This window comes from Pseudoalteromonas sp. OF7H-1 (assembly GCF_022347825.1).
GTDB lineage: Bacteria > Pseudomonadota > Gammaproteobacteria > Enterobacterales > Alteromonadaceae > Pseudoalteromonas > Pseudoalteromonas maricaloris.
The window spans coordinates 105,809-124,543 of the sequence record NZ_JAKRFX010000007.1 but is presented as its reverse complement, the minus strand read 5'-3'; the positions used below and the strand labels follow the sequence as shown (position 1 = coordinate 124,543).

General features: G+C 35.8%; 17 protein-coding genes and 1 pseudogene. 17 read left to right on the top strand and 1 reads right to left on the bottom strand.

Annotated elements, in window-relative coordinates; genetic code table 11:
- Positions 1–4: 4 nt before the first annotated feature.
- Positions 5–1,180: an efflux RND transporter periplasmic adaptor subunit gene (locus MHN30_RS10705; protein WP_239359536.1), complete on the bottom strand. Its 1,176-nt coding sequence runs from the start codon at positions 1,178–1,180 to the stop codon at positions 5–7.
- Between the two features lie 213 nt (positions 1,181–1,393).
- On the opposite strand from MHN30_RS10705, the gene MHN30_RS10700 reads away from it, so the two are divergent.
- The 17 genes and pseudogenes from MHN30_RS10700 to MHN30_RS10620 all read left to right on the top strand — a co-directional run bounded on the left by MHN30_RS10700 (position 1,394) and on the right by MHN30_RS10620 (position 18,721).
- Positions 1,394–2,152, top strand: a complete 759-nt coding sequence (locus MHN30_RS10700; protein ID WP_130163919.1) for a hypothetical protein — start codon at positions 1,394–1,396, stop codon at positions 2,150–2,152.
- 789 nt (positions 2,153–2,941) lie between these two features.
- Positions 2,942–3,760, top strand: coding sequence for a hypothetical protein (locus MHN30_RS10695; RefSeq protein ID WP_130163920.1), 819 nt, complete (start codon positions 2,942–2,944; stop codon positions 3,758–3,760).
- A 236-nt stretch (positions 3,761–3,996) separates the two neighbouring features.
- Positions 3,997–4,302, top strand: a complete 306-nt coding sequence (locus MHN30_RS10690; protein WP_239359535.1) for a hypothetical protein — start codon at positions 3,997–3,999, stop codon at positions 4,300–4,302.
- 107 nt (positions 4,303–4,409) lie between these two features.
- On the top strand, positions 4,410–4,694 hold the full coding sequence (locus MHN30_RS10685; RefSeq protein ID WP_130163969.1) for a YkgJ family cysteine cluster protein: 285 nt from the start codon (positions 4,410–4,412) through the stop codon (positions 4,692–4,694).
- Between the two features lie 177 nt (positions 4,695–4,871).
- Positions 4,872–6,034, top strand: a protein-coding gene (locus MHN30_RS10680; RefSeq protein ID WP_130163927.1) for an IS3 family transposase whose coding sequence is annotated in 2 segments (ribosomal slippage) — positions 4,872–5,127 and positions 5,127–6,034 — 1,164 coding nt in all. Because the reading frame shifts where the segments join, the coding sequence is not laid out codon by codon here.
- 154 nt (positions 6,035–6,188) lie between these two features.
- Positions 6,189–7,353 (top strand): annotated as a pseudogene (locus MHN30_RS10675) (IS3 family transposase).
- A gap of 635 nt (positions 7,354–7,988) precedes the next feature.
- On the top strand, positions 7,989–8,903 hold the full coding sequence (locus MHN30_RS10670; protein WP_130163928.1) for a chlorinating enzyme: 915 nt from the start codon (positions 7,989–7,991) through the stop codon (positions 8,901–8,903).
- A gap of 68 nt (positions 8,904–8,971) precedes the next feature.
- On the top strand, positions 8,972–9,832 hold the full coding sequence (locus tag MHN30_RS10665; protein ID WP_165384092.1) for a DMT family transporter: 861 nt from the start codon (positions 8,972–8,974) through the stop codon (positions 9,830–9,832).
- Between the two features lie 3 nt (positions 9,833–9,835).
- Complete coding sequence (locus MHN30_RS10660) at positions 9,836–10,288, top strand: VOC family protein (protein WP_130163930.1); 453 nt, start codon at positions 9,836–9,838, stop codon at positions 10,286–10,288.
- Entirely contained in the window at positions 10,285–10,515 is a 231-nt protein-coding gene (locus tag MHN30_RS10655; protein ID WP_130163931.1) for an acyl carrier protein, read from the top strand. Before MHN30_RS10660 ends, MHN30_RS10655 begins: the two co-directional genes overlap by 4 nt.
- Positions 10,515–11,264: a thioesterase domain-containing protein gene (locus MHN30_RS10650; RefSeq protein ID WP_130163932.1), complete on the top strand. Its 750-nt coding sequence runs from the start codon at positions 10,515–10,517 to the stop codon at positions 11,262–11,264. The genes MHN30_RS10655 and MHN30_RS10650 overlap by 1 nt, the downstream gene beginning before the upstream one ends.
- 5 nt (positions 11,265–11,269) lie before the next feature.
- Positions 11,270–12,184 (top strand): D-alanine--D-alanine ligase, encoded by a 915-nt coding sequence (locus MHN30_RS10645; RefSeq protein ID WP_130163933.1) that lies wholly within the window; start codon positions 11,270–11,272, stop codon positions 12,182–12,184.
- Positions 12,185–12,200: 16 nt separating this feature from the next.
- Positions 12,201–14,246: an amino acid adenylation domain-containing protein gene (locus tag MHN30_RS10640; protein ID WP_239359534.1), complete on the top strand. Its 2,046-nt coding sequence runs from the start codon at positions 12,201–12,203 to the stop codon at positions 14,244–14,246.
- A 3-nt stretch (positions 14,247–14,249) separates the two neighbouring features.
- The gene (alr, locus tag MHN30_RS10635) at positions 14,250–15,374 is read left to right on the top strand and encodes an alanine racemase (protein ID WP_239359533.1); all 1,125 of its coding nucleotides are present in this window, start codon (positions 14,250–14,252) and stop codon (positions 15,372–15,374) included.
- Between the two features lie 243 nt (positions 15,375–15,617).
- Positions 15,618–16,400: a hypothetical protein gene (locus tag MHN30_RS10630; protein WP_239359532.1), complete on the top strand. Its 783-nt coding sequence runs from the start codon at positions 15,618–15,620 to the stop codon at positions 16,398–16,400.
- A 13-nt stretch (positions 16,401–16,413) separates the two neighbouring features.
- Positions 16,414–17,838, top strand: a complete 1,425-nt coding sequence (locus MHN30_RS10625; RefSeq protein ID WP_130163938.1) for an aminotransferase class V-fold PLP-dependent enzyme — start codon at positions 16,414–16,416, stop codon at positions 17,836–17,838.
- Positions 17,828–18,721: an EamA family transporter gene (locus MHN30_RS10620; protein ID WP_165384094.1), complete on the top strand. Its 894-nt coding sequence runs from the start codon at positions 17,828–17,830 to the stop codon at positions 18,719–18,721. Before MHN30_RS10625 ends, MHN30_RS10620 begins: the two co-directional genes overlap by 11 nt.
- The last annotated feature ends 14 nt before the right edge of the window (positions 18,722–18,735 follow it).

The window sequence follows — 18,735 nt, the reverse complement described above, 5'->3', positions numbered from 1 at the left end:
AACCTTACTCCTCTTTGAGCGCCAATTGGGTGTTTGCGCTTTGCGAAGGAGTATCGTCTGTACGTAGTTGCATCCCTTCAGAAGGATAGTCTAGCGCTGAAGTAATGAGCTGTTGGCCTGACTCAACACCGTTATCAACGACGACCATGCCATTGTACTCTCTAATAATATTGACCTTTTTGTAACTCAGCTTGTTATCGTCATCCAATGTTGCAACGCGACCTTCTTTCACTAAGTGATGAGGAAGCATAGTGGCATTTTGCACTAACAAACCTTGAATATCAGCATTGATATAAGCGCCAAAACGTAGTGGTTTTACGTTGTTGTGATAAGGCTGTTCGACTTGAGCAACAAGGTAGGTCATGCGACTTTTGTTATCGATAACGCCTTCACTGCGGACAATCTCGCCTTTCCAACTCATCGGTTGACCAGCGACTTCTGCTGTGATCACGACATCGGTGCCAACGCCTTGTTGCGGTAAGTATTTCAATTCATTATCGGCAACAGGGAGGCGTACTTCTGCAACAGATGTCGCATTGAGTTTACCAAAGCCATTACCGGGATTAACTACACTACCAAGGCTTACGGTACGAGACTCTATAATCGCATCGTAAGGCGCTTTGATATAAGTACGCTCTAAATTTCGGTTCGCTCTTTTCACTGCAGCCTGCGCCGCTTTAAAGCTTGCTAACTTTTCAGCGAGCTGAGGTTTTCTTAAATAGAGCTCGGAAGGTATTTTTTCGTTAGCGTTTGCTTTAATCCTTTGCCATTCTGCTTTTGCTACTTGCACCTGAGCTTGTTCTATTTCTAGCGCTGAGCTGGCTTGTGCTAAAGCCGCTTCAGCTTCAATCAGCGACGCTTCATAGTCATTCGGGTCGATGCGAGCAAGCACGTCGCCTTCTTTGACAAAGCCACCTTTGACAAACTTGTCAGACAATGAAATGACTTGACCACTGACCTGAGCAACAAGCTCAGTACTGTATTTTGGCATCACGATACCGTATGACGATACGTTAAGCTTAACTTGGTCAATATGAATAGGTTGAACCTGTACGAGAGGATGTACTATTTCTTCTTTCTTCTCTTCTGGAGGTTGTTTCATTGCAGACATGGCAACGGCCGCTGCAATTCCCACCGTAAGAACGGCAATTGGTAGAATTATTTGTTTTTTACTAGCCACGTTAAAATCCTTCCTGTTGAATGATTTTTAATGACCCAGATTAACGGCTCTAGATCATCGATAAGCTTAAGAATACGCGAATAGTTATGTCGAGGTGTTTAAATCCAGACTGAATATGTAACAAAGCTTTGCGTACCTAAATTTATCGTTACATTCTTAAAAGCGATTGGTGCTTTTACGTGTAGTCGATTTTTCGATAAAATGCACCACTTATTGTCAAAATTGCGAGAAACAGAATGGATTGTAGGCTTGGTTGTGGCGCTATCCTTAGAAGTTTATAGCCTCATGCCACTCAGTTTTGTTAATGATGTTACCGTCAGAGTTGGAAAAATAAATAGAAGTCAAAGCTTCGATGAACCTTTGTCTTTCTCAAGTAACTTCAGAATAGTGAAAGTCCCTCTTTTTCATGGTTTTGATGAAAGACTCATCTTTTTAGTTAATAATTTCATTGTATTAAAAGCTTGTAGGGGTTGTAGAGATTTATCTACGACAGCAAAGGCGCTTTACACGTGGATGACGTGGTTTTCAGACAACAATGTTCAAGCACTGGATGAAGGAAAATACAAGATTGTTAGCCCTACATATGGTTTCAGGCAGTTCTTACTCGATAGAGTTATTGAACAGAAAACACTGAGTTCAACTACTGCAAACTCATACATATTAGTTATCAAAAGTTTCTACCAAATGCTTGATGAAGAGAAGCTTATTAAGCAAGAGCTTTTTTTTAAACGCCGGTTAAGTGTTATTGATGGTTTTCGTAAAATTACTGCTAGTGATTTAACGATTCCAACCCCCAGAAGTAATCCATTAAATCCGCTAACAAAGTCTGAATTTTCTCATTTTATTCAGTTGATTGAGCTTGAATCGCTACCTTTCAGGCTTGCAATAAAGTTGATGCTTTTCTCAGGGTTAAGACTGGGCGAGGCTTTATCCTTTCCCTGTGTACTTATTACTGAGAGCTCTTTAGCCTAATGTGAAGGCAAATATCTTGTACGTGGATTGAGAATAGGGCCAGCAAACGGCACGAAAACGAAGTTTTCAAAAGAAAGATATCTATTCCGTACGACACGCCTTGCAAATGAAATACTGAACTTTGAGATAGGAAAAAAAACCTTTTCGAGGTCGACTTTTCCAGTCAAATCTCGGAAGACCTTACACTAAGTGTGCATTTTACTCTTCTTGGTATCGATTAAAAAAGAAGTACCTTGATTGCTTCAGGGCTAACTTCAACCATAAGCCTCATGATCTAAGAGCAACCTTTGCCACTTCATTGCTTAATATTGCCATCAATGAAGTTGGTGTAAGTGTAGAGATTGCTTTGGATGTCACTAGAAACTTCATGGGGGCCAACAAGAAAAAGCAATCAGACATATTGTATGCCTATGCGTATTTTAAATGATTATTGGAGTTCATATATGAATTTTTTTGATCATTTTAATGTTGAGGAAAGTAATTGGTCTAAGATTTGTGAAATTATTTTTGATTTTGATAAGTACGTTAAGAAGAAAGGAGTAAAAAAACTAGTCGAAATTGGGCTATGTACTTGGATAAATACTACCAAGAGAGTCTGGCTAAAATTTATGATGATAAACATTGTGCTAAGAGCAGTATGGTAATTCGAAGAACAGCTGAAGAGCTAAAACAGTTTTTTAATCGTACTGATGCAGGGTGCAATGCCTATCCAGATATTATCTCAAAGTAGAAGTGGTTGATTGATTTTACAATAACTTAGTGCGAATTGGTTGTGAAGCAATTCAGGCTATGACTGGTATGAGAGTATCAGAATCAAATTGTCTGAAGTTTGGCTCATTGATTGAAGAAAATTCTTGGGTAGGTGCAAAAACAAGGCTGTTTAAAAATGCCCCAGAGGGTGGTTCTATCGAAATCTGGGCAGCAGGTCCTTATATAAAAAAGATTTTCATAAAGATTAGACCAATTGCAGAGAAGTTTTTTGGTGTCTCTGGCAGGGAACTAGATGAAATTTACTTAAAATCTGACCCAAGGAAATATAGGTCTTCAAAGGTAGTTAAGCACATGAAGACCCAGCGGAAAGTAGATTCATATCTTAATTGGAGTGATGTAAATGACATCACTCTAGATGAAAAGGATGTGCATGAATTTTGGGTTTTAAATCCTAATATTTCTAATAGAGTAATAGTTGAAAAAGTGATTTATGTTGGAGGTAAATGGTCAATTCGTTCCCATCAATATAGAAGAAGTATTGCTGTGCATTTAAATCGACTAGAACTCGTTTCTACGAGATATTTGGTAGTACAATTTAAACACATGTATAAAACAGTCACTGACTGGTATTGCAGTGGTACTCCAGCAAATAGTAAGTCGTTAGGAAACCTTGCAAGGGCTTTTATATCTGAGCTTGATAAAGCAGGTTTGGAGAGGTCTGCTTCTCTTGCTATAGCTTTCCAAGAAAGTGAACAACTATTTGGAGGTGGTGGACAAGCATTGATGAAGCAAAAGAATTTGGCTCCTAATAAAAAACTTTACCACTACAGGCTTTATCTATGGCTAAAAGAGGGAGTTCGAGAATTATGTCGCTTGGAAATGGCATGTATTGTATGAACGGTACTAAATGCGAGTTCAATGGTGTGATCCAGTCATCTAAATGTAATGTTAACTGCGAAAACTTGGTGGCAGATCGACAATCAATTACAATCTGGAAAGTAGATTTAAGAGGTACAAAGAATTACTGGAACAAGCAAAATTGAAAAAATTACCAGATGCAAGTATTGAATTCTTAAGGCTGGAGTTAGAGGTATATAGGCAGGCATTAGAGTTCTTTGGGGAAGAAGTCGACTATGATTGAGGAAAACTTGAAGCTTGCTCGTCAGGCTCTGAAAGAGCTAATTGAAGAGGGAAAAAGGGTCAACGTTAGTGCTTTAGAAAAAAGAGCTGAGCTATCAAACGGTACCTTAAACTATTCACATCCCTTATACGAAACTTTTAAAGAGAAAATTTGTGAATTGAAACGAGCTGAATGTCTTCCTTCCAGTAAAGATATCTATAGACTCAGAGGTAAGCTCAATCATGAAATTGCCCTCAAAGAAAAATATCGAGTCGAGAGAGATAAACTGAAAGAGGATATCAGCTATTTCTTGCATTGAAGCTTATTGATGAGTTTGAATGTGTTGAAGATCAAGAATAGAATGCACTAAAATACTCAACATTAAAATCTAACAAAGATTGAGTGCTTAAATTTATGTCCGATGGTATGTTCATAACCGTAGAATCATCTCCATGTATTGATAGAGATGGCAGAGGCTGTGGTGCGTGTTGTGTGGCACCATCAATTACAACACCTATCCCAGGCATGCCAAATGGCAAACCTTCTGGTGTAAGGTGTGTTCAACTAGATAATCGTAACCTATGTAAACTGTTTGGTAAACCAGAAAGGCCACAAGTATGCTTGGATTTTGACAGCGATATGGAAATTTGTTTCAACGGTAAGGAGCATGCTCACAATTATTTAATTAAGCTTGAGGCTCTAACCTCCTAGCTTTTGCAAAAGGGCTAATGTCATTATCAAGGGACATTGATTTGAGAAACTCCAAGTCATTTTTTAACTCCAATATAAGCTCATCATTGATTGCCATACAGGACAGGACCTGTTGTGGTTCAATAAACCCGGACACTATTTTAGGTGGTATCATTACCACTCAACTAGAGGTGTCCAATGGCAAGAAAACGTCGAACATTTAGTAAAGAATTCAAACTTGAAGCAGCTTGTTTAGTTTTAGATAAAGGCTACTCCCACCAAGATGCATGCCACTCTTTGGATATTGGTGAAACCGCCTTAAGGCGCTGGGTACAACAGCTTGAGCGTGAACGAAGCGGTGAAACGCCTACGTCTAAAGCGTTGACCCCTGAACAGCAAAAGATTCAAGAGCTTGAAGCCAGGATCAATCGCTTAGAGCGAGAAAAATCGATACTAAAAAAGGCTACAGCTCTCTTAATGTCAGAAGAAATGAACAATATTCGTTAATAGACCAATTAAGTGAGCACGAACCGGTAGAAATGGTCTGTAACGTCTTTGATATTGCTCGTTCAAGTTTTTATGACTATAAAAGACGTCGTAACATCATTGACGTCAATGATGTTAAGCTGAGAGCTCAACTAAACGCTTGCTTTAATCTCAGTCGAGGCGCTGCGGGTAGTCGTACACTCTTAGCAATGCTTGCAGATTTAAAGATTGAGGCAGGTTTATTCAAGGTCAGGCGGATAATGCGTGATATGCACCTTGTGTCGAAACAACCAGGACCACACGTTTATAAAGTAGCCGTGAATGAACGCCCTGATATACCAAACTCGTTAAATAGAGAGTTCGATGTGCAAAATCCAAATCAAGTGTGGTGTGGAGATATTACGTATATTTGGACTGGTCAGAAGTGGTCATACTTAGCAGTAGTTATTGATTTATGCGCGCGGCGAGTTGTCGGTTGGGCGATGTCAGAAAAGCCAAATACAGCATTAACTATCAAAGCATTAGATAGAGCATATGAACAAAGAGGCAAACCTAGGGGAGTTATGTTCCATTCTGACCAAGGCAGTCAGTACAGCTCAATCAAATTTAGACAAAGACTATGGCGATATCAAATAACACAAAGTATGAGCCGCAGAGGAAATTGTTGGGACAATGCCCCGATGGAGCGTTTATTTAGAAGTCTCAAAACGGAATGGCTTCCAAGTACAGGCTACAGTTCATTTAAAGAAGCTGAACAAGGCGTTAGCTTTTACTTGATGAACTATTACAACTGGAGAAGGCCTCATAGTCATAACGATATGCAAGCTCCAGCAGTAGCAGAAGAAAAACTTAATTCACTGTCCGGAATTAGTTGACCACTACAACCATTTCTGCCAGAAGCGGACCTACACGTAAACTAAAGTTTTCCAATTTTGCTCGGTAAGCTGCGGGAGACAGATCTGTCCACTTCCCTTAACATGAGACATGTTTAATTAGAGTTTTCTGTAATATCAAAATCAGGAGACAACGATGAAAAAGTCACGTTTTACAGAATCTCAGATCATAGCTGTGCTCAAAGAAACAGATGCAGATATGAAAGTTGAAGAAGTATGCCGCAAGCATGGGGTCAGCAGCGCCACATACTACAACTGGAAAGCCAAATATGGTGGTATGGAAGCGTCAGATGTTAAGCGTCTAAAAGAGCTTGAAGAAGAAAATGCCAAGCTTAAAAAGATGTACGCTGACGTGAGCCTGGAAAACCATGCGATAAAGGAGCTATTCGCAAAAAAGGTTTGGTGACAGCGCAGAAGCGAAGTTGCGCCAGCGAACTGGTTCAGGCGGGTTTAAGTATTGTAAAAGCGTGTAAGTTTGTCGGTATTGGTCGCGCTACCTATTACCGGCCAGAACGAGACTGGCGAAAGTCTGACGCAGCTGTCATTGATGCCATCAATGCAGAGTTAAAAAAGTCTCCCAGAGCAAGGTTCTGGAAATGCTATGGTCGTCTTCGTTTTAAAGGGTATCCGTTTAACCATAAGCGTGTTTATCTGGTGTATTGTCAAATGGGTTTAAACTAAAGCGTAGAGTGAAACACGTCTTGCCAAAACGAGTCGCACAGCCATTAGAAGTAATAGCTCAAGCTAATCACCAATGGGGCTTAGATTTTATGCATGATTCTTTATACTGCGGAAAACGATTCAGAACGCTCAATATTGTTGATGAAGGCACACGGGAGTGTTTGGCTATTGAAGTAGATACTTCGCTGCCAGCGGAACGAGTTGTTAGAACACTTGAACAATTGAAAGAAGAGCGCGGTTTACTGAAACAAATTCGAGTAGATAACGGGCCTGAGTTAATCTCAGCGCGTTTAACTGATTGGTGCGCAGCGCATAACATCGAATTAGTTTATATCAAGCCTGGAAAGCCACAGCAAAACGGGTTTGTTGAGCGGTTTAATGGATCATTTAGACGAGAATTTTTAGATGCTGACTTGTTTGAAAGTATCAATTAAGTAAAAGAAATGGCGTGGTTCTGGCGATTGGATTACAACGAAGAACGCACACATGAAAGCCTTGGTGACCTGCCGCCCGCAGCTTACCGAGCAAAATTGGAAACTCTAGCTCACAGGTGTCTCACTAACGGGTGGAGTGGACAATCAGCCCTAATTTTAATTTTTTCATGCGTATTATTAATTTGAGTTGTAAGTTATCTGTTAATTTTAAGGGTTTTTTATAAATATTTTGTAATTTTCTTTTGGGTTTGTATTTATTGTGCACTTAAAAATCCATATCACTTGACCATGAAATTAAGTGACTTTCTAAAACTTTTAAGTAACTACACCGAGTGTAAAAAATACTTGAGAGATGATGTATCGCCATGTTTAGGAGAAATTTCGGTCTTTTAAAGGGGTAATCATTTTTGTTAACTATTTAAGGATAGTTCGTACTAATCGACATATTTTGCCATCCTAAAGTATTGCTTATTAGTTTGTTATAAGTGTCATTTCTTAGTCCTGAGTGGGATCTCACTAACTTAATCGTTCACTTTGAAGGCGCGTTGTTTGTTTATTAAACTAAAATATGTGTTTTCCGGAATTTTCGCCCCCAGATTTCATGCTCGAATACGGTTTGGTTAAGAAGTGCGCGAAGTATGATCCCGCCCAGCCTCTTTATTGTTGTCTACATTTGGATTAATTTGATTTTTATAATTATTAAAATTTAAATAATTGATTTTTTTTATAGCTTGTGGAAACTGCATATTTAAAGTAGTGTGTGAAATGTTGTTCCTATAAAGGGAGGCGGATTAATGCTTTTAATAAATGGAGGAGTTAAAATGAGAAGAGTTGATTCAAATAAAAATTATAGATTAACTGATGAGGAGTTAAGTAAGTTTGAAAAGCAAGGTTTTATAGGTCCGTTTGATTTATATGACTCTGAGGAAATAGCCGCAGAGTTTAAAGCTCTTAGAAAAAAGCTATTTAACACTAAAGAAGCAGCTTATGCCAATGATAATAGTATTTCTGGAAGCACAAATTTAGCGAATTATGATCGACATTTAGATGTTGACTTCCTGGATAAGCATATTCATCGGCCAGAGATTGTTGATAGAGTCGAAAGTATATTAGGTAGAGATTTATTAGTTTGGCGAACAGAGTTCTTTCCAAAATACCCTGGTGATGAAGGTACCGATTGGCATCAAGCATCAAATTTTTCAGGTGTTGCAGGTGATAAAAAGCCACAAATAGAATGGCCTGACGGCTCTGATTTTGGCGGTACTATAACGGTATGGGCTGCTTTAACAGATTCTACAATTGAAAATGGGTGTTTACAGTTTATTCCTGAGACACATAGGGAGTTAAAATATGATGAAAGTAAAGTAATTGACTATGATGAAAATAGTATAAACCAAGAAGAAAAAGACGGTATTAAAAGAGGTTTCTTTGGGTATGACTATCGGCAACTTCAAATAGACCCAAATTGGAAACCTGATGAGTCTAAAGCAGAATCTATGGTTATGAAGGCAGGTCAATTTATTATTTTTTGGTCTACATTAATGCATGCATCACATCCTCATTCAGGTAAAACTAATGCTATGAGATTGGGTTATGCGACTAGATATTTACCTACATCTGTAAAAGTATACCCATATTCAAAAGGGCTTAACGAATTTGGAGGTGGGGCTTCTTTAAATAAACATAAATGTGTTCTTGTCTCTGGTGAAGATAAGTTTGGTCACAATACTTTCTAATTAATAGTATATTTCAGTTGCTTTTAATTTGTTGGAGCAGCTGAAAGAAAATGTATACAGGTTTTTTAATGGAATTAAAAGCAAGTAATAATTTTAGCTTGACGATTGTTTTCCTTCTCTTTATTGCAAGCTTTACATCTGTTTTACCTGGCTTTTTTATTAAATTTGAAGGCGAGCTTGATGTTTTCCAATTTATTTTTGTTAGGGTTTTATTTTCCTTGACAATTCTTCTTCCTGTTTTTTTTTGGAGCGAAGTTAAAAAAAACAAAGTTAATAATGATTTGTGGTGGTTGCATCTAATAAGAGCACAGCTTGGCTATTTAGCAGGACTTTCTTCTGTTTACGCAATTCAGAATCTGCCAATAGCAACAGCGACAGCAGTTTTTTATTCATCCCCAATTTTTGTTGTTTTAATAAGTTTGTTTTTGTTAAAAGTTAGGGTCGGTAAAAGTGTAATTATAAGTGTTTTTATTGGTTTTTGTGGCGTTTTGATTATTGTAAAACCAAATGATCTTGAATATTCAATGTTCAGTGCGTTGGTGTCAGCTGTATCGGTAGCAGGTAGCAACCTTATTATAAAGAAAATACCAAATGATTGTAGTTATCTGCAATCTTTAACGTATTATTATTTATGGGCTTTACCACCATCGCTAGTTTTATTGTACTTTTCGGGTTTTGAAATCAATGCGGAACATTTTGGATTGGCAGTTATCGTTTCACTTTTAACTTTATTATTTAGTCTTGTTAATCTTTATCTATATAAAGTTTGCGAGCCATCAAGAATTGCAAGTTTTGAATACTTAGGATTGGTTTGGTCTGCTATTCTCGGTTTTTTATATTTTGGAGAGAATGTTGATTGGATGTTTTCTATTGGCTGTTTTTTTATATTTGTACCACTAATTGTCATTAGTAAAGTTAAGGGTTTTTAATATATGAGTGAAGATATTTCCGCGCTAATAGCAGAAGAGTTTGGTGTGGATCATGTTGCTTATGCAACAAGAAACACTGACTCTACATTGAAGTTATTTTCTCTGCTCGGCTTTGAAACTGTAATTTATAAAAAAGAAATTGTTCCGCTTAATATATACGCCACTAAAATGAAAAATTCTAAGGGCGATGTATTGGAGTTAGTGGAATCTCTCGATATTTCAAAGAGAAGCCCTATAGATGAAGTGTTGAAAAATGAAGACTGTTGTATTTACCACATTTGTTTTAGGGTGAATGATTTCTATAAAACACATAAAGAAATGAAAAATAAAGGAGCTTTGGTTTTAACAAAGCCATTTGAGAGTTATTTATTTGAAGGGTATATGGTGTCACATATGTACCACCCTTCACTTGGTATGTTTGAAATATTTGGTTGTAAAAGGAGTGAATTACTATGAGTAAGTTAGAAGTTTTAAGAAAAATTTGGTTAGATAGCTTAAGTATTCAAGAATGTGACTCGTCAGTTGACTTTTTTGATTTATCTGGAAATTCATTATTAGCGATGAAACTTGTACAAAAGGTTAATGAAGAATTTGGTTTGGATATTGATATGGAAGATTTTTTTGACAATTCTACACTTGACTTTTTAATTGAGATAGTAACTGAAAAAGAACAGGTTGTTTAATGCCAAAGTCATTATGGTATGAAGACCGCTTTATGCGGTCTGATAGTGAAATCAACTTAATTTGTATACCCTATGCTGGTGGTGGTCCACAGATTTTTTATAAATGGGCCGAATATTTACCTGAGTTTGTGAGTATGTTTCCTGTTTACCTTCCTGGGAGATTTGGAAGGATAAAGGAAAAGCCCATTTCAAATATGCGCAAACTTGTGGATATTCTTGTCAATGAGATAAGTGTTTTGACTAATAAAAAAACAATAATATTTGGCCATAGCTTAGGGGCGTTAATTGGATACCAATTAGTATATAGATTCTATGAGAGTGGCTTAAATATAAACCATTTCATTTCTTCGGGCTGTAGGGCACCTGATTTACCCTACTTATATGAAGGTCTATTCTTAAAGTCTGATGATGACTTTAAGCGAGCACTAATAAAGATTGGAGCAACCAAACCGGAGTTTGCTTTTGATGAGACTATTTATAAGGTTTTTTCTAAATCATTGCGTGCAGATTTTAAGTTAGCAGAATGGAAAATTGAACGAGATCTATTTCAAAAAATTGACGTAAATTCGACAGTTTTATATGGCGATAAAGATGTAATTGTTTCTGAATCGGACATTAAAGGTTGGTCAAATTTTTTTAATGATGTCGAATATCACAGTTTTTCAGGAAAGCATTTTTTTATAGATGATGATGTTAGCAAATTATTTACAGTGTTAAATAATGTTTTTTATCAGAATAAAGTAAGGTAACGTAAGTGAAAATAGCAATTTTATGTGGTGGAAACTCTACCGAAAGAGAGGTGTCTTTGCAAACTGCAGAGAGCTCATTAAAGGCCCTTTTAGCAATGGGGCATGATGCGCATATGATCGATACTCAGAAAACAAAATTAACAGAATTAAAAAAAAATGAGTGGGATTTTGCGTTTATAGCTCTTCATGGTAAAGGCGGTGAAGATGGTGTTGCACAGGCTGTTTTGAGTTCAATTGGTATCCCTTATTCCGGATGCGGGGTTGCAGCTTCAGCAATTGCTATGGAAAAACACTTAGCAAAAATGATATGGAAATATAACGGGCTTTCTACCCCTGATTTCTTAGTAATTGAGAAGAATAAACAATTAAATTTAGACGATATTATGCAGCTTGGTTTACCTTTAATTGTTAAGCCAAATAGAGATGGATGTAGTTTTGGTCTTAGTCTTGTAGAAAGCAAAGATGCTATTTTCTTGGCAATAGAAAAAGCAATGGAATACTCAGAAACTATAATTTTAGAAAGTTATATTAAAGGTAGAGAGTTTACTATACCTATATTAAATGATAGGTACTTAGGCCCAGTTGAAATAATTCCTGAGAATAAAGTATTTGACTATGAATCTAAATTCAATTCTGGAGAAACTAAAAGAGTTTTAAGTCCAGATCTTTCTAGTAAAGAAATTGAAAATATTGGTCAAGTCGCATTGGATGCCTTTAAATCAATAGGTGGTCAAGTTTATGGGCGGGTTGATTTAATATATTGCGAAAGTAGTAAAAAGCCTTTCCTACTCGAGATTAATACTATTCCAGGTATGACTTATGCGAGTATTTTCTTAGATTCTGCAAAAGAAAGTGGTTTAAGTAGAGATGAGGTTTTTGAGATTATAATATCTGAGTCTATGAAAATCAGTAGGGATTAGTTTTGGAGTGATTAACTTGTCTGAAAACATAAATAAAGATACATATAAGTTAGAATTTAAGGTTGAGACTGGTGATTTTGAATGTGAAAACTATAAATCACAATTTGATTTTTTTAGAAAGGCTTTGTCCTATAATTTGAGTTTTTATTCTTATAGTGATGAAGTGGTTTTTCCATATTTTATATTTGATAAAGGTGGTGTTAGTTTATGTGGTCTTTTTAACTATAATAAAGGTTTTTTTGATGATTCATTTTATAATGTAGGTGATATTGATCGTCTAACGAGTGATTCTTCTAATAATTTTCACTCACCCGATAATTGCCCGCTGAAACTTTATTTTTGCTTTGGTTCTCATTCTGGCTTAAATTTAAACGATAATGAGGTTGAGCTTTCTGTTGATGTTGGTGAAGTAGAGACTGTATTCATATTGAGAGTAAATTCTAGAAACCAACCAGGTTTGCATTTTAAATCATTTTTTAAGAGTTATTTAAAGTTTTGTGGTTTAAATACATCAAGTTTTTTTAAAGAGGTTGATTCAACATTAAGCTCTGTAATAAATGGTGAGGATACTGGTTGTTCTTTTAAAAATATTGCAGAGTGCTTTTCTGATGTTGTAGATAAATATGGATCTTGTACAGCTCTTATATATAATGGTAAGGCTCTTTCATACAAAGAACTTGATAATTATTCCAACCTTCTTGCTGATAATATAGATCTATTTAATCTTGATAATAATTCAATTGTTGCACTGGATATTCCTAAGTCTTTTGAAGAAATAATAGCAATGCTTGCTATTCTAAAATCTGGTAATGCGTATTTACCTCTTGATTCAAAGATGCCAGTTGAGAGATTGAAATATATACTTGATGATGCAGGTGTAGAACTAATATTAACTAAGAAAGATAGCCAGTTAAGGAATGAGTTTGGAATTAAATATATTGATTTAGACAATTTGTTGTGTACAGACGGTAGTTTTGAATATTCAATTGATAGTGAGCAATCACCTTGTTCACCATCTTATATAAATTATACTTCAGGTACTTCGGGAAAGCCTAAGGCAGTTGTGGTTAATCAGAGCGGTGTTCTTGGTTTAACCCAGAATCAAAATTACCTAAATATTAAGGGTAAAGTAAAAACTTTACATATCGCACCATACTCTTTTGATGCTGCAACATTTGAAATATGGTATCCAATATTAAATGGTGGTGTTTGTGTAATATATGATAAACAAAGAATCTATGAAAAAAGAGTTTATGAATTAGTTTCAGAGCATTCTGTAAACTCAATGTTCTTTACAGCAACTATGTTTAACTTTTTAGTAGATCAAGGAAGTGAAATACTAAATAAACTTGATCATGTTCTTTTTGGAGGGGAAGAGGCTTCTCTTTATCATGTTAAACGAGCTACATTAAAATTTGTTGATACTAAAATTACAAATATTTATGGACCTACTGAGTGTACAACTTTCTCTAGTCATTTCCTAATAAGTGAATTCGATAAAAGTTGGAAAAAAATTCCGATTGGAAAGGCGATTAAGGACACTGATCTTTATATATTAGATAAGGATTTTAATGTCGTGCCAAAGGGAGTCATCGGTGAGATATATATTGGTGGTAATAGGGTTGCAAATGGTTATCTTAACAATCTAAAGAAATCTAACGAGTCATTTTTTAATATTCTTGATGAACGTCGAGTTTATAGGACTGGAGATCTGGGTTTAATGGATTTTTCTGGGAATTTGATATTTTTGGGTCGAAAGGATGATCAAATAAAGCTTAGGGGCTTTAGAATCGAAAAAGGTGAAATTGAAAACGCCATAAATAGTTTAGAAAAGGTTGATTCTAGTCACATTACGGTCGAAGGTGATAATTATGAAAATAGGCTTTTAGCAGCATATGTAAAACCTAATAATAAACTATCTGCCGGTGAAATAAAAAGTAAAATTTCTGAGTTGTTACCGCATTATATGATTCCAGATAAGATTAATATTGTTGATTTTTTTCCTGTTAACAAGAATGGAAAACTAGATATTAAGAAACTTTCGATGCTTGGTGATAATTAAGTTGTGGTTTTAGTTTTTGGTGGGGGCAATATGCAAAGGTGTAGTGTAGGAAGTTTAGCGACAATAGATCTTGATGCTATCGGAAATAATATTGAGGTCATATCCAGTGTTGCCCAACAAAGTAAAATTATTGCAGTTGTTAAGGCTGATGCATATGGGCATGGTTCCTTAGTGATAGCAAAAGCTTTAGAAGGTAAGGTTCACGGTTATGCAGTTGCTTCCCTAGAAGAAGCTGTAGCACTGCGTGAAGGTGGTATTGCAAGCCCCATTTTAATATTGCAAGGTATATTCAGTTCTGAAGAGGCAAAATTAGCACAAATCTATAAGTTTTGGGTTGTTGTACATAGTTTTTACCAGATCCAAAGCATAAAGAATGCAGATCTCACTGGTCGAATAAATTGCTGGTTAAAAGTAAACACTGGGTTGAATAGACTTGGCTTCTCTGCTGATGAAGTCACAGCAGCATTGGATTCATTGAGAGGTTCAGGTAAAGCAGAAGTGCCGGTACTAATGTCGCATATGGCCTGTGCAGATGAACCAGAGCATATGTCAAATCTTCAACAACTAGAGAAGTTAAAGTCAATATCGAAGTCGCTAAATATACAAATAAGTTTAGCAAATAGTGCAGCTTTGTTTAGTGAACAAAGGTACCAGCAAGATTGGTGTCGACCTGGATTGAGTATTTATGGTTGCTCACCTTTCAAAAAGATAACAGCGAGAAGTCTTGATCTCAAACCTGTTATGACACTTTCATGTAAGGTGATATCTATTCAAAAAGTTGCAAAAGGTCAGACTATTGGTTATGGCGGACATTGGAAAGCTGAACGGGGGGCGCGCGTTGCAATACTTGGTATTGGTTATGCTGATGGCTATCCTCGGTTCTCAAAAGGAGATGCATTTGTTTACATAAATAAAAAAAGAGCGCGGGTAATAGGGGCTGTTTCTATGGATATGATGGCTATTGATATTACAGACATTCCCACTACAACCATAGGCGATTTTGCAGAAATCTGGGGAGAAAATATTTTATTGTCTGAAGTTGCTGATTGGTCCAATTTACTCTGTTATGAATTAATAACAAGGCTACATCAAAGAGTAACGAGAAAATATATAAATAATATTGGGTAAATATAGATGATTTTCGATGTTTTATTGGAATTGAAGGGTAAGTCATGTCCTATTCCTCTTATGTTGACTAAGAGGGAATTAAAAAATATGGCGAGCGGAGAGAAAGTTAAAATTATATTTGACGATGAAAATACCAAGCTGGATTTGGAAAGGTTCTGCTCAAAAGGGAAGTGTAAAATAACTAATCTGAATTATGAGAAAGGCTCATACGTAGCGTTTGTAGAAAAAATTTAATGGGGTTTGATGATGAGTTCTTCAAGTTGTGAGGGTAATAGAGTTGATAACAGGTATTTTGATAGTGTTGATTTATTTAACTTTAATGAAAAGCGTGTGGCGATTTTGGCAGGGCATTATTGTATTTCTACTGAGTTATCTGATTTATCAAATTTTTCAGAATCTGAAGAGTTGTCATTTAAATCAGGAGTCGAATTTCATAAGAAATTAAAAATTGATGGTGTTGTTTCCAGGTTATATCTATGGGTTAATGATATAGGAATATCACCTAATGAACGGGCTTCTATTAAAAAAGATTTTAGTATTCCAAGTAACTATAAAGTTATATTGGAAAACGCTGGCCTAAGCTGTTCAGATATAGAGGTCGTTTTTGAAAGCTCAACTAGAAATAAAGCTCTGAAATATTTATCTAAATCAAGCAAGGCCAACCCTGATTTAGTGAAAATGTATGACAGCAATGATAGTACTTTAATTAGATGTGTGGATAATGAGTTCTGTGATATTACTATCGATAAAAAAGCCTATGCAATTGATGGGCCTAATAATGCACCGTTGGTTATGAGGGAAGGGAGTAACCCTAAGTGCAACCTTATATTAGCTACACTTTTCAAATCAATTTACTCTAGTTTTGAGAGTCATTTCTTTATTAATTTCTTCAATGATATTTATATTGAAAGGATTGAACTTGGTATCTATGTTTTTGAAAAAGTTTTTGGTTCCAATAGCCAGTTTATAAACTTCTTCTGCGACGATGATTATTGTCATTTAGAAGAAACGTCTAAAAGTGAATAACCAAGGAATAGATATGAAGGATTTTTTTTACGGAACTAACTTTAAATTTACAAACGCAAATGGAGAATCTGTTACTAGAGTTTATTTGGACTCAGCTGCTTCAACACTTGCGTTAAAACCAGCGCAAGCGGCAGTAAACGAATTTTTAAAATATTATTCTAATACACATTCTACAGTGCATTTATCTGCACAAATTAGCACAGAAATCGTCTCTTGGTCTTCCAATGTTCTTAAATCTTTTTTCGGGTGTAATGAGGACTATAGCGTTGTTTATCTTGGAGGGGGGGCCACATCACCAATTAATAGGTTAGCTAGAGGGCTAGCAAGCTTAGATATGGAAAAGCAAAAAGTATTGATTTCAATGATGGAGCATCATTCCAATGATTTGCCACATAGAGTAAATAGTAAAGAAGTTCTAACAATCCCCGTTTTTGATAAGACCGGTGAGTTTGTAGGAGTAGAAATTGATACTGTAAGAGAAATTTTTGAGAAAAATAACGGACAGATAAAGTATGTTGCCATAACTGCCGCAAGTAACGTATCAGGTCATTTAAATGAAATTTATGATATTGCGGAAATTGCGCACGAACATGGGGCATATATCATTGTTGATGGAGCTCAAGTCGCAGCCCACATGCCAATAGTAATGAGTCAAGTCAATCCAAAGAGAAGTATTGATTTCTTTGTCTTTTCTGGACATAAAGCATATGCTCCAGGGTCACCTGGAGTATTACTTGGACGCAATGATTTACTAAGAAGAATGAAGCCAGAGTTCTATGGCGGAGGAATGGTAAGTACTGTTTCAAAAAGTGATTATATTGTCTCAGAAGATGATTTTGATAAAGAGCATGCTGGAACCTTAAATATATCTGGGATTTTTAAATTAGCGAATGTATTTAAATTTCTAGATAAGATAGGAATAAATAATATATATGAAAAAGAGATTTACCTCACAAATTATATGATTAAAAGCTTAAGATCTATACCTGGTGTCAATATTTATGCTGATAAAGATACATCAATGCGAATCAGTGCTATTAGCTTTAACCTTAAAAATGTTCCCCATCAGTTACTATCATTAATTTTAAATGATTACTTTGGAATTGCTGTGAGAAATGAATGTTTCTGCGCACACCCTTATGTCAGGGAATGTTTACTTGATGAGTTATGGGAAATTGATAATGAAGATGAAGTTGAGTTATACCAAGGGATGGTTCGAGCAAGTCTAGGCCTCTACTCGACAATTGAAGATATAGATGCGTTGTGTGAAGCAATCAGAGAGATTATCGATAATAGAGTTTACTTTACTGGGAAATATAAATTAATGGGAAGTAGTTTTAAGCATTTAAATTACGATGTTGAGCTCAAAAATTACTTCGATCCGGACGCAGTTTTTGAAAAGTTATCATGTATTCGTGAGGTTTCAATTGACGCTTAACCACGCATTAACTGCAATTTTTGTTGCATTGATATGGGGAGTAGGTTTTTCTATAGTTGAAATAGGGCTTAGTGATTTCCCCCCCATTTTTAATGTCGCAATTCGATTCATAACCGTTGTGTTTCCACTGGTATTTTTTGTAAAAAGGCCCAATGTTGGATTTCATTATGTTTGCTTTTTAGGGATTAGTTATACTTGTACTTTTTCCCTAATTTATTTAGGGATATACTCGGGGGTTCCATCAGGGTTATCATCATTAATACTTCAGAGTACGGTACTTTTTTCAGTACTATTGTCGTGTTTTTTTTTCAAAGAAGTGTTCAGCTTAACACAGTTTATAGCCCTCTTAGTGGGTTCTATTGGTATATTGTTAATTGCTATAGATGGAGATTATAAGGCTTCCTTTATTGGATTCTTGATTGTGGTTCTCGCTTCTTTCTTTAATGCTCTTTGTACTGTGATTATTAAAAAATCTGGTGGCTCTTTGGAGCTTTTCCCTCTCATGGTTTGGTCAAGTATTATTCCTCCTATTCCATTATTAATTTTGTCTTATTTCTATGAGTCTCAACAAATTCAATCACTAATCAATATTGATGCTGTTGGTGTTTTTTCGGTTTATTATACCTCTATTATTGCAACAGTGTTGGCATTTATACTCTGGGGTAGATTGTTGTCTATCTATCCAGTCAGCACAGTAGCTCCTTTCAATTTACTTATTCCATTTTTTGCTCTTTTCTCATCCTCAATACTTTTAGGAGAAACTTTTTCAGGCAGTGTTTTTATTTCATTTTTTTTAATATCGTCGAGTCTCGTAATTATTTTTTTTGAGTCTTCACTTAATCATGTATTTAAGCAGATTAAGTCTTTTTTTAAATATAGTTAGCTTTTTGGAGTTTA